Source organism: Acidovorax sp. CCYZU-2555 (assembly GCF_018413525.1).
Lineage (GTDB): Bacteria > Pseudomonadota > Gammaproteobacteria > Burkholderiales > Burkholderiaceae_C > Comamonas.
The window spans coordinates 129,715-143,827 of sequence record NZ_JAHCDD010000002.1 but is presented as its reverse complement, the minus strand read 5'-3'; the positions used below and the strand labels follow the sequence as shown (position 1 = coordinate 143,827).

Below are 14,113 nucleotides of genomic sequence, written 5' to 3'. Positions count from 1 at the left end.
CGCTCACGCCGCGCGGCGTGCAGCTGCGCTAGCTGACCGAGCGCCATTTGCTGGCGCTCGAATCGGCGGCCGAGACCATGGGGCGCCTGGCCCAGCCCCAGCGCGTGCGCCTGAGCGTGATTCCCACGCTGGCCATCCAGTGGCTGATGCCGCGCCTGCCGCTGTTCAACGAACGCCACCCCGATGTGAACGTGGAGCTGCGCCAGTTCAAGCACGACGAAGACTTCACGCGCGACGACGTCGACCTGTGGATAGAAGTCAAGCGCCCGCGCCGGCGCTGGCCCGACCATATCCAGACACGCTATCTGCTGGGCCGCGAACTCATTCCCGTGTGCACGCCGCGCTGGAGCAAGCAGTTTCGCGCGCCGCAGGACCTGCATGGCGCCACGCTGCTGCACCACACCAACTTCCCCGACAACTGGGAGCGCTGGTTCGACAAGGCCGGCGCGCCCAGCCAGCCCGTGCTGGGCCCGGGCTTCGATCTCACCATGCACCTGATCGTCGCCGCCAAGGCCGGCATGGGCGTGGCCGTGGTGCCCGGCTGCCTGGTGGAGCGCGAGCTGCTGCAGGGCGAGCTGGTGATGCCGTTCGACATCGATGTGTCGTGCGGCCGCGGCTATTTCGTCTGCAGCAAGCGCGACACGCCGGCGTTCACCGCGCGCGACAAGTTCGCCGACTGGCTCGCCGAGCAGGCCCATGCGGGCTGGGCTTCGACAACGCCCTAGCGCGACAACTCAGCGCGGCCCCATCTCGAGCCGCAGCGCTCCCTCGCCGGGCTTCACGGTCAGCGCGTTGCTGCGCACATCGTCGGGCGACGGCAAGGCTGCGCCGCTGGGCGACAGCCGCGCCGAAACCTGCAGCGCACTGAAATCCGCCATGGCCACGGCCGGGTTCAGCAACTGCGCGCTGCCCAGCGCAAAGCGCGTGGGCAGCGGACTGGCCGGCAGGCGCAGCACCGCGACGGGCTGGGACTGGGCGTCGGCGCGCACGATCACGAACACCTTGGCTTCGGGCGGCAAGGCCATGGCCGCTATCGACGCGGGCCAGTGGATTTCGCCCGACAGGCCGTCAGCGTTGGCGCGTGGCGCGGGCGGCGGCGCCGATGCGCCCAGCGTCTCGAGCTGCAGCAAGTCGTCCTGCACGCGCAGCGCGATGTCAGACCCGGGCTCGATCAGCGCCAGCAGCGCGCGCCAATGGGTCGCGGCCAGCGCGAAATCGCCCTGGCGCACGGCCGCGCTGCCGGCCAGCGCCAGCGCCTTGTGCTGGCGCGGATCGAGGCGCAAGGCCTCTTCGATCGCCGCGCCGGCCTGGCCCTGCAGATCGCCGCCCTGGGCCGATCCCAATGCGTCGGCCATGTCGGCGAGCAGGCGCGCCTCGAGTTCCTTGTCGGGCGCGCCCAGGCGCGCCGCGGCCAGCGCCTGCGAATAGGCCTGGGCCGCGGCGTCGTAGCGCTCCAGCGTTTCATAGGAACGTGCCAGCATCACCCAGCCGGGCACATTTCCCGGCTCGGCGCGCAGGCGCTGGGCCAGGCCTTCGACCATGGCCTCGACCTGCGCATCGGCGCCGCCGTGGCCCACTTCATCGGCCTGCACCAGCCGCGCCGCGGCCTGCGGGTCGCCGACTTGCAGGTAGAGCGCGAACGCGGCCACGGGCAGCAGCAGCGCCAGCCCCAGGCCGCTGGCGCGCGGCAGCCACGGCCAGTGGCGCCAGCGCGGCGCGGCCGGCCGGTGCTCAAGTTCGGCGAGCAGGCGGCGCTGCAGTTCGTCTCTGGCCTGGGCATGGTCCGCTGCGCTCAGATGGCCGGCGCGCTGCTCGCGCTCCAGCTCCTCCCACTGCGCCTGGTACAGGCGGCGCAGCACGGCGTCATTGCGGTTTTCGTCGGCCGACGCATGCTCGGCGAGCAGCGGCGGAACCAACACAGCCAGGCTCAGCACGATCAGCGCCAGCGCGCCCAGCCAGAGCCAATGCATGGGGGTCATGGGCGGTTCTCCTCATCGGGCGACTGCAGCCAGTCGTTGGCGCGCGCGCGCTCGGCCGGGGTCAGCGGCGCGGCGATGGTCGTGCGCTTCTTCAAGGTCCGGCGCAGCAGCGCAAAGCCGGCGAACACCGCCAGAAAAGGCCCGCACCACAGCAGCCAGGTCGAAGGCCGCCAGGGCGGCGCATAGCGCACGAAGCTGCCGTAGCGCTGCTCGAAGAATGCGACCACTTCGGCATCGCTGCGGCCTTGGGCCAGCTGGGCCTTGATTTCCTGGCGCATGTCCTTGGCGATGGGCGCCTGCGACTCGGCGACGGTCTGGTTCTGGCACACGACGCAGCGCAGCTTCGCGGCCAGCGCGCCTTCGCGCTGCGCGAGGCTGTCGTCGGCCCGGGCCTGCAGCGCGATGGCGACCCAGGCGATCAGCACCATGGTCTGGCGTATCTTCATTGCACGGCCTTCACGACAGGCAGCAGTTTCTGCTGCCAGACTTCGGCCGTCACCGGCCCCAGATGGCGATAGCGCACGCGGCCCTGGCCGTCGATCACAAAAGTTTCGGGCACGCCCTGGATGCCGAAATCCATTCCCGTGCGGCCATCGGCATCGACGGCCGATGCGACATACGGATTGCCCGCGACGCGCAGCAAGGCCTTGGCCTTTTCGGGCTGGTCCTTGTAGTTCAGACCATAGACCGGCACCTGGTCGCGGCGCGAGAACTCGACGAGCAGCGGCAGCTCCTGGCGGCAGGGCGCGCACCACGAGGCCCAGACATTGAGCAGCCACACTTTGCCGCGCAACGCGGCCTGATCGAACGGCTGCTGCGGATCTTCGAGCAAGGGGCGGGCGATGGCCGGCGCGGGCTGATCGAGCAAGGCGGTCTGCAGCGCGCGCGGATCGCGCTGCAGGCCCAGGCCCAGCATCACGGCCAGCGCGAGAAAAATCGCCAGAGGCAAGGCAAAGCGCATCACGACACCCCTTGCTGCAGCGACGGCTTGACGGGCCGCGGCTGGCGCGCGCGCGCCACGCGAAAGCGCGCGTCCATCAGGCTCAGGCCCGCGCCCAGCGCCATCATCAGGGTGCCCAGCCAGATCCAGTCCATGAACGGCTTGATCTGCAGGCGCACGGTCCAGCTGCGGCCGGCCTCATCAAGCGGCTCGCCCAGCGCGACGAACACATCGCGCGTCCAGCCGCTGTCGATCGCCGCCTGGCTCAGCCCCATGCTCTGCGCGCGGAACGTGCGCTTCTCGGGAAACATCAGCCACTGCTGTTCGCCCTGGCGCACGCTGAACTGCGCGCGCTGCGCGTCGTAGTTCGGGCCCGCGACCGGCGCCAGGCTGTCGAAGCGGAACGCATAGCCCGCGAACTCCAGCGTCTCGCCCTGGGTCACGCTGGTCTCGAGCTTGCTTTCGAGCCCGTCGGCCAGGCTCACGGCGAGCACGAAAACGCCCACGCCCGCATGCGCCATCAGCATGCCCCACCAGCCCCAGGGCTGGCGCGCGAGCCGCTGCCAGCCTTCGCCCTGGCGCCAGCCCGGCGCCAGGCGCTGCCAGGCATGGGCCAGCGTGCTCAGCACGCACCACAGGCCCAGCGCCACGCCCAGCAAAGTAGCGGGCGAAATGCGTGGGCCCAACCGGCCGTTGGACAGCACCAGCAGCACGGCGCAGACCACCGTGCACGCCAGCGGCGCGCGCAGGCGGCGCCAGATTTCGCTCCAGGTGCTGAGCTTCCAGCGCGCGACCGCGCCCACGCCCATCAGGGCCACGGCGGGCAGCACCAGCGGCAGGAACACGGCCTGGAAGTACGGCGGGCCCACGGAGATCTTCTCGTCGCGCAGCACATCGAGCGCCAGCGGGTAGAGCGTGCCTATCAGCACCGCGAGCGCGGCCGCGCTGAACAGCACGTTGTTGGCCAGCAGCAGCGTTTCGCGCGACAGCGCGGCGAACTGGCCGCCGCCCTGCCCCAGCGCCGATGCGCGCCAGGCGAACAGCCACAGCGAAGTGCCGACCACGGCGACGATGAAGCACAGGATGAACAGCCCGCGCCCCGGGTCGACCGCGAACGCATGCACCGAGGTCAGCACGCCCGAACGCACGAGGAAGGTGCCCAGCAGGCACAGCGAGAACGCGCAGATCGCGAGCAGCGCCGACCAGCTGCGGAACGCGCCGCGCTGGTCGGTCACGATCAGCGAATGCAGCAGCGCCGTGCCCAGCAGCCAGGGCATGAACGACGCGTTCTCGACCGGGTCCCAGAACCACCAGCCGCCCCAGCCCAGCACGTAATAGGCCCAGGCGCTGCCCAGCAGAATGCCCAGCGTCAGAAAGCCCCAGGCGGCCAGCGTCCAGGAGCGCGACCAGCGCGCCCAGGCCGCGCCCAGTTCGCCCGAAATCAGCGCCGCGAGCGCGAACGCGAACGGCACGGCAAAGCCCACGTAACCCATGTAGAGCAGCGGCGGGTGAAACACCATGCCCGGGTCCTGCAGCAGCGGGTTCAGGTCCTTGCCTTCGAGCGGCGCGGGCACCAGGCGCGTGAACGGGTTCGACAGGAACAGCAGGAACAGCAACAGGCCCACGCTGATCCAGCCCAGCACCGCGAGCACGCGCGCGACAAACGCCGGCGGCAGCGCGCGGCTGCGCCAGGCGACCGCGAGCGTCCAGCAGGCGAGCATCACCTGCCACAGCAGCATCGAACCTTCATGCCCGCCCCACACGGCCGTGAGCTTGTACATCATGGGCAGCTCGCTGTGCGAGTTCGCCGCCACATAGAGCACCGAGAAATCACCGGCCCAGAAACACCAGGTCAGGATGGCGATCGACAGCAGCGACAGCAGGCAGTGCAGCACCGCGGCCGGCCGCGCCAGCGCCACCCAGCTGCGAATGCCCAGCTGCGCGCCCGCGAGCGGCAGGCAGGCCAGCACCACCGCGACGATCAGCGACAGCACCATGGAGAAAACGCCCAGTTCCGCGATCATGGCTTGGCCTTGTCTTTTTTCGCATCTTCGAGCGCGTCCTTGAGCGCTTTGGCAGCTTCGGGCGGCATGTAGTTCTCATCGTGCTTGGCCAGCACTTCGGTGGCGCGGAAGATGCCCGTGGGCAGCAGCAAGCCCGCGACGACCACGCCCTTGCCTTCGCGAAACAGATCGGGCAGCAGGCCCTGGTACTGCACGGCCACGCGCTGCACCTGGTCGGTCACCACGAACTGCACCTGCACCCCACCTGCGGCACGCTGCACCGAGCCGGCCTCGACCAGCCCGCCCAGCCGGAACGCCGCGCCCTGGGGTGCCTCGCCCGCACGCACCTGGCTGGGGCTGTAGAAGAACATCACGTTGGCATCGAGCGCGCGCAGCACCAGCGTCACGGCCGTGGCGACCAGCACCACGCCCGCGAGCACCCAGAGCAGACGCCGTTGGCGCGGTTTCATCACGGCATCTCCTCTTCGCCTGCGGCCTGGCGCGCGCGCCGGCTGCGCCGCCACAGCAGCAGCATTTCCAGGGCCAGCGCGACGGCGCCCACGCCATAGGCCAGGGCAAGATAGAAAGAATGGTTGTGCATCACAGTTGCTCCTCCTGCGCGCGTTCGAGAATCAGGCAGCGCGTGCGCACCAGCGCCACGGCCAGCGCATAGGCCCAGCAGGCCAGGGCCATCAACAGCATGCCCGCGAGCATGGTCTGGTTCATGCTGGGCGCGGCGTTCCAACGAATGGTCGCGCCCTGGTGCAACGTGCTCCACCACTGCACCGAGAAATAGATGATGGGAATGTTCACCACGCCGGCGAGCAGCACGATCGCGCCCGCGCTGTCGGCGCGCTGCGTGTCCTCGATCGCCGAGACCACGCCCAGATAGCCGAGGTACAGGAACAGCAGGATCAGCTCGGACGTGAGCCGCGCATCCCAGACCCACCACGCGCCCCAGGTCGGCTTGCCCCAGGCCGCGCCGGTCCACAGCGCGATCACCGTGAACACCGCGCCCGTGGGCGCAAGTGCGCGCGCCAGCAGCGGCGACAGCCGCGTGCGATAGACCAGACCCAGGCCCGCATGCGCGGCGGCGATCAGGTAGATGAACATCGACATCCACGCGGCCGGCACATGCAGGAAGATGATGCGATAGACCTCGCCCTGCTGGTGGTCGGTCGGGGCCAGCACAAAGCCCACCCACAGCCCCGCCGCCGCGAGCAGCAGCGCCAGACCCGCGAACCAGGGCCAGGCGCGGCCCGCCCAGACGAAGAACACCGGCGGCGAGGCGAGCTGGCGCCAGCGAAACCCGGCCGCGTGCGGCAGGGGCGAAAGCGCGTTCAAGGACTTCTTCATATCACTCCAGCGCCAGGCGCAGCGCCTGTGCAATCGCCCAGGGCGCGGCCAGCAGCGCCAGGCACAGGCAGGCGCCCAGCAGGTTGAGCGCGGGCGCGGCCGGCAGGCCCAGGCTGGCCTGCGTCACCGCATGGCTGCCAAAAATCAGGATGGGAATGCTCAGCGGCAACACCACCAGCGCGAGCAGGAGTTGGCCGCGCAGGCCCAGCGTCAAGGCCGCGCCCAGCGCCGCGAGCAGGCTCAGCGTGGGCGTGCCCAGGGCCAGCGCGGCGAGCAGCACCACGATGGCCTCGGTGCCCATGCCGTACTGCCAACCCAGCAGCGGCGCGGCCAGCAGCAAGGGCACGGCAGCAATCAGCCACTGGGCCGCGACTTTCATGCCGACCAGCAGCCACAGCGGCGTGCGCGCCAGCGCCCATTGCTCCAGCGAGCCATCGGCCAGATCGCCCTCGAACAGCCGGTGCTGGCCCAGCAGCAGCGCCAGCAGCGCCGCGACCCATACCACGCCCGGCGCGATCTGCCGCAGCAAGGCGGCGTCGGGCCCGAGCGCCAAAGGAAAAAGGCTTCCGACCAGCACGAAGAACAGCAGACCGCTGAGCGCTTCCGTCGGCCGGCGCGCGGCCAGGCGCATTTCGCGCACGAAGACAGCCTTCAGCATGCGGCCTCCTGGCGCGCGGCCGCGGGCTGCAAGCCCGACAGATCGAGCGTGCGCGTCTGGCTTGCGGGCAGCGCCAGACCGCGATGGGTGGCGACCACCGCCAAGCCGCCGGCGGCAAGATGTGCGGCGAGAAGGCCGGCAAGGCACAGGCAGCCCTCGTCGTCCAGCGCATTGTCGGGTTCATCGAGCAGCCACAGCGGTCGGTCGCCGAGCGCCACGCGCGCCAGGCCCAGGCGCCGGCGCTGGCCTTGCGACAGCCGCCCGAACGGGCGCGAAGCGATGTCCTGCAAGGCCAGCGTGCGCAAGATCCGGGCAACGCGTTCGGCGTCCCAGCGCAGGCCTTGCAAGGCCAGGGCGAAATGCAGATTTTCGAGTCCCGTCAGCGCATCGTTCATTCCCGACTGGTGGCTCAGATAGGCGAGCTGCTGCTGGTATCGCGCGTCGCCGGGCTGCACGGCCTGCCCGGCCCAGGACAGCGCGCCCGCGCGCCACGGCATCAACCCCGCGAGGCTGCGCAGCAGCGTGCTCTTGCCCGCGCCGTTGCGCCCCTTGAGCACCAGCAACTGGCCCGCGCCCAAGTCGAACGAAACATCGCGAAACAGCACGCGGCCATTGCGAATGCAGCCCCAACCGGAGACCGCAAGAGACGAGTCAGTCCAGGCCGTACGCTCCATGCAGTTACGGCTTGACGGCCACGGCCGCCACGGGCGTGGGCACGGCCTGGCCCGGGCTGTCGGTCGGCGCCTGGCCCGGCGGAATATGCGGCAGCTTGTGGGCAATGCCCTTGTGGCAGTCGATGCAGGTCTTTTCCTTGTTCGCGAGATAGGTCGAATGCATGTTCTGCGCGCGCAGGCTCTGGCGCGTCATGTCCATCGAGTCGTAGTTGTGGCAGTTGCGGCATTCGAGCGAATCGTTGGCCTTGAACCGCGCCCATTCATGCTGGGCGAGTTCGAGGCGCTTGGCCTGGAACTTCTCCGGCGTGTCGACGGTGCCGAAAATCTTGCCCCAGACTTCCTTGGACGCCTGCATCTTGCGCGCCATCTTGTCGGTCCAGTTGTGCGGCACATGGCAGTCGGAGCAGATCGCGCGCACGCCCGAACGGTTGGTGTAGTGGATGGTGCTCTTGAGTTCGGCGAACACGTTGTCGCGCATTTCGTGGCAGCCCGTGCAGAACTTCTCGGTGTTGGTCAGCTCCATCGCGGTGTTGAACGCACCCCAGAACAGAATGCCGCCGATGAAGCCACCGATGGTCAGAAAACCGAGACTGAAGTGCACGCTGGGGCGGCGCATCACCGCCCAGTAGCGCTTGATGAAATTCAACATGGTGGTAACCTTTTGCTGCCGTGGGCCGCGTCAGTTTTTCTTCTGGTTCTTGTCCTGCGCCTGGTTGCGCAGCGACTGCAGCAGCAAGGTGTCGACGTCGACGAACCGGTTGTCGACCAGCGGCCGCACCGGGTCCTGGGCCACGTGGCACTGCATGCAGAAATAGCGCCGCGTCGACACCTGGCCCAGCATGTTGCCGTCACGGTCCATGTAGTGCGTGACCGACACCGGCACGGCCTGGAACATCTCGGCCTTGGTGCGCGAATGGCAGTCGAGGCATTTGTTGAAGTTCTTGTCGATCTGGTAGCCATCGACGCGGTGCGGAATGATGGGCGGCTGCATCGCATAGTTGCGCGTGCGCCGCACGTCGTCGTTCACGGCATTGCCCAGCACCGGCGGCTTGGTCGCTTCCATGATCGGCGTCGGGCCGCGCGCCCTGTCGTAAAACTGCTGGCCCAGAGGCTGGGCCGAAGCCGCGCCCATGCAGAGCATCAGCAGCAGGCCCAAAGTACGAATGAATTGCATGATCCACACTCCTATGGCTAGACCTTGGTCAGTTTCACTGCGCACTTCTTGAAGTCCGTCTGGAAAGAGATAGGGTCGGTGGCGTCCAGCGTGACCTTGTTGATCAACTGGCTCGCATCGAACCAGGGCACATAGACCAGGCCGCGCGGCGGCTTGTTGCGCCCGCGGGTCTCGACGCGCGAACGCATGGCGCCGCGCCGCGAGGCGATTTCGACTTCGCTGCCGCGGCGCAGGCCCAGGGCCTTGGCGTCCTCGGGGTGCATGTAGCACAGCGCATTGGGCACGGCGCGGTGCAGCTCGGGAACGCGGCGCGTCATCGAGCCCGAGTGCCAGTGTTCGAGCACGCGGCCCGTGGACAGCCAGAACGGAAACTCCTTGTCGGGCGACTCGGCCGCGGGCTCGTAAGGCAGCGCATAGATGATGGCCTTGCCGTCGCTGTTGCCGTAGAACTGGTAGCCGCTGCCGGCCTTCACATAGGGGTCCGAGCCTTCGCGGTAGCGCCAGCGCGTTTCCTTGCCGTTGACCACGGGCCAGCGCAGTCCGCGCACCTTGTGGTACTCGTCAAACGGCGCGAGATCGTGGCCATGGCCGCGGCCGAACGCCGCGTATTCCTCGAACAAGCCCTTTTGCACATAGAAGCCGAAGTGCCTGGCTTCGTCGTTCTCGTAGCCGGCTTCCATTTGCGCCGCGGGGAACTTGTCGACCTGACCGTTGCGGTACAGCACGTCGTACAGCGTCTTGCCGCGGAACTCGGGGCTCTTGGCCAGCAGTTCCTCGGGCCACACTTCCTCGATCTTGAAGCGCTTGGAGAACTCCATCAGCTGCCACAGGTCGGAGCGCGCCTCGCCCGGCGCCTTGACCAGCTGGTGCCAGAAATGCGTGCGCCGCTCGGCATTGCCGTAGGCGCCCTCTTTCTCGACCCACATCGCCGTGGGCAGTATCAGATCGGCGGCCACGGCCGTGACCGTGGGGTAGGCATCGGACACGACGATGAAGTTGTCGGGGTTGCGGTAGCCCGGATAGCCTTCCTGCGCGAGGTTGGCGCCGGCCTGGATGTTGTTGTTGACCATCACCCAATAGGCATTGAGCTTGCCGTCCTTGAGCATGCGGTTCTGCTCGACCGCATGGTAGCCGGGCTTGCCGGGAATCGTGCCTTCGGGCAGCTTCCAGAGCTTCTCGGCGGTCTTGCGGTGGGCGGGGTTGGTGACCACCATGTCGGCGGGCAGGCGGTGCGAGAAGGTGCCGACTTCGCGCGCCGTGCCGCAGGCCGAAGGCTGGCCGGTCAGCGAGAACGGGCTGTTGCCCGGCGTGGCGATCTTGCCCACCAGCAGGTGGATGTTGTAGATCATGTTGTTCGCCCAGACGCCGCGCGTGTGCTGGTTGAAACCCATGGTCCAGAACGACACCACCTTGCGCTGCGGGTCGGCATACAGCTCGGCCAGGGCTTCGAGGCGGTTGGCGGGAACGCCCGTGAGATCGGCCGTGTATTCAAGCGTATACGTGGACACGAACTTGGCGAATTCATCGAACGTATAGGGCTTGGAGCCATTCGCGTCGCCCGCGTTCTTGGCGGCCTTCTGCAGCGGATGCTCGGGGCGCAGGCCGTAGCCTATGTCGGGGTTGCCCAGCTTGAAATTGACGTGCTTGGAGACGAACTCCTGGTTCACGCGGTTGGTGCGGATGATGTGGTTGGCGATGTAGTTGAGGATGGCCAGGTCGGTCTGCGGCTTGAACGTCAGCTCGATGTCGGCCAGCTCGTACGAGCGGTGCTCGAACGTCGACAGCACGGCGACCTTGACGCCTTGCGCGCTCAGGCGGCGGTCGGTCACGCGCGTCCAGAGCACGGGGTGCATCTCGGCCATGTTGGAGCCCCACAGCACGAAAGTGTCGGTGGCTTCTATGTCGTCGTAGCAGCCCATGGGTTCGTCCATGCCGAAAGTGCGCATGAAGCCCGCGACCGCCGAAGCCATGCAGTGGCGCGCGTTCGGGTCGATGTTGTTCGAACGGAAGCCGGCCTTGAACAGCTTGGACGCCGCATAGCCTTCCCAGACCGTCCACTGGCCCGAGCCGAACATGCCCACGGACGTAGGGCCCTTGTCCTTGAGCGCTTTCTTGAACTTCTCGGCCATCACGTCGAACGCGGTACCCCAGGACACATGCTGGAATTCGCCGTCCTTGGCGTACCGGCCGTTCTTCATGCGCAGCATGGGCTGGGTCAGGCGGTCGGCGCCGTACATGATCTTCGACAGGAAGTAGCCCTTGACGCAATTGAGCCCGCGGTTGACTTCGGCCTGCGGATCGCCCTGCGTGGCGACCACGCGGTTGTCCTTGACGGCCACCATCACGCCGCAGCCCGTGCCGCAGAAGCGGCAAGGCGCCTTGGACCAGGTCAGCTGCGGGCTCGCGCCGCCCGTGGCGTCCTGGGAAACCGCCTGGATGGGAATTCCCGCCACGGCCCCCGCGGCGGCTGCCGCTGATTGACGAACGAAATCACGCCGGGTGCTGGTCATGGCCGACCTCCTGGTTCAGAAAATGCCGGGACTCGGCGTGTTGATAGACGAGAGAGACGTTGAGCACGCCTTCGATCTGCTGTATCTGCGCCACCTTGTCCATGATGGCGCCCGCATTGGGGCCTTCGAGCGTCACCACCAGCTTGCCGTCGGGGTGGGTGCCGTGCACCTGCGCGTCGTCGACCTGCAAGAGACCTTGCGCGACCTGGTTCAGCGCCTGGGGATGGACATGCACCACGAGACTCGCGATATGGAGTTCATCGGCCATGGCGGGCCCCAAGTTGGTAATTCGTGGTGTTTGCGGCTGCCCGCCGCTTCTGAAACCGGCACGTCCCAGCGTGGGGGCACCGAGCAAGGGCCGCCCCGCAGCGATGGTGCCGTCCCTTAGCCGGGCGCCCCCCTCCACCGAAGGTTGAGAGGGGGAAGCCGGGGCCGGCCATCCGGCGGAAGCGGCTCAGGGGGTGCTTACACATGCGGGGGACCGGCGAACATTTGGTAGAACCAGACCAGAAAGCCGTAGGCGGCGATGATCGCCCCCGCCAGCACCGGTGCCACCACGATGGTGAGAAACGCAAAGCTGCGCAACTCCTCTTTGGCTCTATCAGTCATGGGTTCACCGTTTCCGGGACCTCGGCGGGTCCCTGTAACGCTGCATTGGCGGCCAACACCGCCGAATGGCCATGCCACCTCGACGCTTCATTCACCATTTCGCAGCGGATATTGCGAGATACGGAAATGTTAATGCCAGGGCCTAAATCAATAGTTGATCTAGATCAACTCCACGCGAGGCATTTTCTGAATGCGATTGAAATATGCATTCACGCGCATTTAAACCTGCGACTCCATGGATTTGCAAGCGCAAAAAGATAATCGCACCGTAAATGTTATTTATGAATAATTCTTGTTCGCGATTATTTGAAGAGGCCTCCCCTGGCATCTCGATCCCGGCCCGCAGGACCAATCTCGGTGTTTTCCCTAGGCACCGCGCTTGTAGGAAGAGGCCGCATATGCCGATTCGGAGCTACCAAATTCGATCTTGTTCTTTGGGTTGGGCCGTGGAAAAGGCTACCATTGGACCCAATGAAGAATGCCTTTCGACAGGGCTTTCAACGGCGCCTTCGCCAAGACATTCTTCCAGCGTGACGTGCAGAGAAAACGCAGCAAGCCACAGGCTCCTGCGGATATCAGCGCCCTCACAGCCCCAGTGTCCCGAAACCCTTGTCTTGCTGGAAGGACTGCAATGAAGAAACACCTGCATTGGTTCTGTACTCTGGTGCTGGTCACCTGAAACCCTTTTGCCTGGCGCGGAACCATCTTGCGCCAGCACCTTGAATTGAGTCCGCCGCGCAGCGCCAGCCTGGCGCAATGCGGCGTTGATGAACGCCAGCGCAGTTTGCGCTGATGCCGGTGATGTGACCCGCACTTTGGCGGCGGTTGCAGACCGAAGTATTCCTGGGCGCGCGCATGCGCGCCCTGAACGCCGGCCCATGGCGTTGTCGCCGCGTTCGGCGATCATGGACATCGCGTCGGTGCATTGCCGACCGCGTGCTTTTCAATTCCCCCTCCCCTTGCTAACGGCATCACCACTCGCGTTCGCGCAGCCCGTGGTGCGTGTCACGTCATCGCAGATGTCCCCTTGCATTCGACAGCCGCAGTCGATGCAGCACTCCAGCAATGATCTAAGCGCATGCCTGCGCGCCAAATTGGAATGCGCCGCCGCAGACCGCGCGTCCTATGATTTTCTTGCCAGCACGACCCCGCGCCTCGCCGCCGGGGGAACGTACAAAACAAGGAGACAAACATGCAATTCGATAGCCACTTCCTGCGCAACAACGCCCTGGGCGTACTGCGCGCAGCGCTCGCCGGCGCCCTGCTGCTGGTCGCCGGCGCGGCCGCCAGCGCCAGCGAATATCCGGACCACCCGATCAAGATGATCGTGCCCTTCCCGCCCGGCGGCGCCACGGATGTGGTGTCGCGGCTGCTGGCCAAGTCGATGTCGGAGCAACTGGGTCAGCCCATCGTGATCGACAACCGCGCGGGCGCGGGCGCGGTGATAGGCAGCGAGGCTGTGGCCAAGGCCGAACCCGACGGCTATACCCTGCTGTCGAGCACCGCGGGCGTGCATATCGTCAACCCCGCGATCTATGCCAAGCTGCCCTACGATCCGCAGAAAAGCTTCACGCCCGTGAGCCAATTCGTCGCCGCGCCGCTGACGCTGGCGGTGCTCGCGAACTCGCCGTTCAAGACCGTGCAGGAGTTGGTCGCCTATGCCAAGGCCCACCCCGGCAAGCTGACCTACGGCACGGCGGGCAATGGCAGTTCGCTGCACCAGTCGGGCGAAATGTTCAAGGACGCGGCCGGCGTCAACATCCTGCATGTGCCCTACAAGGGCGCGGGCCCGGCGATGAACGACTTCCTCGGCGGCCAGGTCGACATGATGTTCTCCTATGTCGGCTCCATCCTGCCGGGCGTGAAGTCCGGCCGGCTGCGCATGCTGGCCGTGGGCAGCCCCAAGCGGCTGGCGGTGATCGCCGATGTTCCGACCATCGCCGAAGCGCTGAACAAGCCCGGCTACGACTCCGACACCTGGACCGGCCTGGTCGTGCCCGCCAAGACGCCCGCGGCCATCGTCAACCGGCTCAACAAGGCGGCGGCCTTCGCGCTGGAACAGAACCGGCCCTATCTCGAATCCTCGGGCTATGTGCTGATCGGCGGCACGCCGCAGCAGATGGAAGAGCGCATCGCGACCGAACTCAAGACCGTCACGCCGCTGCTCGCCAAGATCATGAAGACCCCCTGAGCGGCCCATGCGCTGCGCC

General features: G+C 67.0%; 17 protein-coding genes. 2 read left to right on the top strand and 15 right to left on the bottom strand.

Translation table 11 applies throughout. From position 1 onward, the window contains the following. Window positions 1-47: 47 nt before the first annotated feature. Entirely contained in the window at window positions 48-725 is a 678-nt protein-coding gene (locus KHY18_RS01395; protein WP_249728830.1) for a LysR substrate-binding domain-containing protein, read from the top strand. A gap of 9 nt (window positions 726-734) precedes the next feature. Here the strand turns inward: KHY18_RS01395 and ccmI are convergent, their stop codons facing one another. The 15 genes from ccmI to KHY18_RS01320 all read right to left on the bottom strand — a co-directional run bounded on the left by ccmI (window position 735) and on the right by KHY18_RS01320 (window position 12,810). Next, window positions 735-1,979, bottom strand: a complete 1,245-nt coding sequence (gene ccmI / locus KHY18_RS01390) for a c-type cytochrome biogenesis protein CcmI (RefSeq protein ID WP_213293443.1) — start codon at window positions 1,977-1,979, stop codon at window positions 735-737. Further along, the gene (locus tag KHY18_RS01385; RefSeq protein ID WP_213293441.1) at window positions 1,976-2,425 is read right to left on the bottom strand and encodes a cytochrome c-type biogenesis protein; all 450 of its coding nucleotides are present in this window, start codon (window positions 2,423-2,425) and stop codon (window positions 1,976-1,978) included. The genes ccmI and KHY18_RS01385 overlap by 4 nt, the downstream gene beginning before the upstream one ends. Further along, window positions 2,422-2,940: a DsbE family thiol:disulfide interchange protein gene (locus KHY18_RS01380; RefSeq protein WP_213293439.1), complete on the bottom strand. Its 519-nt coding sequence runs from the start codon at window positions 2,938-2,940 to the stop codon at window positions 2,422-2,424. Before KHY18_RS01380 ends, KHY18_RS01385 begins: the two co-directional genes overlap by 4 nt. Continuing rightward, on the bottom strand, window positions 2,940-4,943 hold the full coding sequence (locus tag KHY18_RS01375; RefSeq protein WP_213293437.1) for a heme lyase CcmF/NrfE family subunit: 2,004 nt from the start codon (window positions 4,941-4,943) through the stop codon (window positions 2,940-2,942). Before KHY18_RS01375 ends, KHY18_RS01380 begins: the two co-directional genes overlap by 1 nt. Continuing rightward, complete coding sequence (gene ccmE, locus KHY18_RS01370) at window positions 4,940-5,392, bottom strand: cytochrome c maturation protein CcmE (protein WP_213293435.1); 453 nt, start codon at window positions 5,390-5,392, stop codon at window positions 4,940-4,942. Before ccmE ends, KHY18_RS01375 begins: the two co-directional genes overlap by 4 nt. Next, window positions 5,392-5,523, bottom strand: coding sequence for a heme exporter protein CcmD (ccmD, locus tag KHY18_RS01365; RefSeq protein WP_213293433.1), 132 nt, complete (start codon window positions 5,521-5,523; stop codon window positions 5,392-5,394). Before ccmD ends, ccmE begins: the two co-directional genes overlap by 1 nt. After that, window positions 5,523-6,278: a heme ABC transporter permease CcmC gene (gene ccmC, locus KHY18_RS01360; protein ID WP_213293431.1), complete on the bottom strand. Its 756-nt coding sequence runs from the start codon at window positions 6,276-6,278 to the stop codon at window positions 5,523-5,525. The genes ccmD and ccmC overlap by 1 nt, the downstream gene beginning before the upstream one ends. 1 nt (window position 6,279) lies before the next feature. After that, window positions 6,280-6,936 carry a heme exporter protein CcmB gene (gene ccmB, locus KHY18_RS01355; protein WP_213293429.1) on the bottom strand — a complete coding sequence of 219 codons (657 nt, stop codon included), beginning with the start codon at window positions 6,934-6,936 and terminating at the stop codon, window positions 6,280-6,282. After that, on the bottom strand, window positions 6,930-7,610 hold the full coding sequence (gene ccmA, locus KHY18_RS01350) for a cytochrome c biogenesis heme-transporting ATPase CcmA (protein WP_213293427.1): 681 nt from the start codon (window positions 7,608-7,610) through the stop codon (window positions 6,930-6,932). The genes ccmB and ccmA overlap by 7 nt, the downstream gene beginning before the upstream one ends. Window positions 7,611-7,614: 4 nt before the next feature. After that, window positions 7,615-8,259 carry a cytochrome c3 family protein gene (locus tag KHY18_RS01345; protein WP_213293426.1) on the bottom strand — a complete coding sequence of 215 codons (645 nt, stop codon included), beginning with the start codon at window positions 8,257-8,259 and terminating at the stop codon, window positions 7,615-7,617. 30 nt (window positions 8,260-8,289) lie between these two features. Next, window positions 8,290-8,784: a nitrate reductase cytochrome c-type subunit gene (locus KHY18_RS01340; RefSeq protein WP_213293425.1), complete on the bottom strand. Its 495-nt coding sequence runs from the start codon at window positions 8,782-8,784 to the stop codon at window positions 8,290-8,292. Between the two features lie 17 nt (window positions 8,785-8,801). Beyond that, entirely contained in the window at window positions 8,802-11,294 is a 2,493-nt protein-coding gene (gene napA, locus KHY18_RS01335; protein ID WP_213293424.1) for a periplasmic nitrate reductase subunit alpha, read from the bottom strand. After that, window positions 11,275-11,562 carry a chaperone NapD gene (locus KHY18_RS01330; protein WP_213293423.1) on the bottom strand — a complete coding sequence of 96 codons (288 nt, stop codon included), beginning with the start codon at window positions 11,560-11,562 and terminating at the stop codon, window positions 11,275-11,277. The genes napA and KHY18_RS01330 overlap by 20 nt, the downstream gene beginning before the upstream one ends. Before the next feature lie 197 nt (window positions 11,563-11,759). Next, complete coding sequence (gene napE, locus KHY18_RS01325; protein WP_213293422.1) at window positions 11,760-11,903, bottom strand: periplasmic nitrate reductase, NapE protein; 144 nt, start codon at window positions 11,901-11,903, stop codon at window positions 11,760-11,762. A 412-nt stretch (window positions 11,904-12,315) separates the two neighbouring features. Beyond that, entirely contained in the window at window positions 12,316-12,810 is a 495-nt protein-coding gene (locus KHY18_RS01320) for a hypothetical protein (RefSeq protein WP_213293420.1), read from the bottom strand. A 285-nt stretch (window positions 12,811-13,095) separates the two neighbouring features. Here KHY18_RS01320 and KHY18_RS01315 point away from each other — a divergent pair, with 285 nt between their 5' ends. Further along, on the top strand, window positions 13,096-14,094 hold the full coding sequence (locus KHY18_RS01315; RefSeq protein WP_213293418.1) for a Bug family tripartite tricarboxylate transporter substrate binding protein: 999 nt from the start codon (window positions 13,096-13,098) through the stop codon (window positions 14,092-14,094). Window positions 14,095-14,113 lie beyond the last annotated feature (19 nt).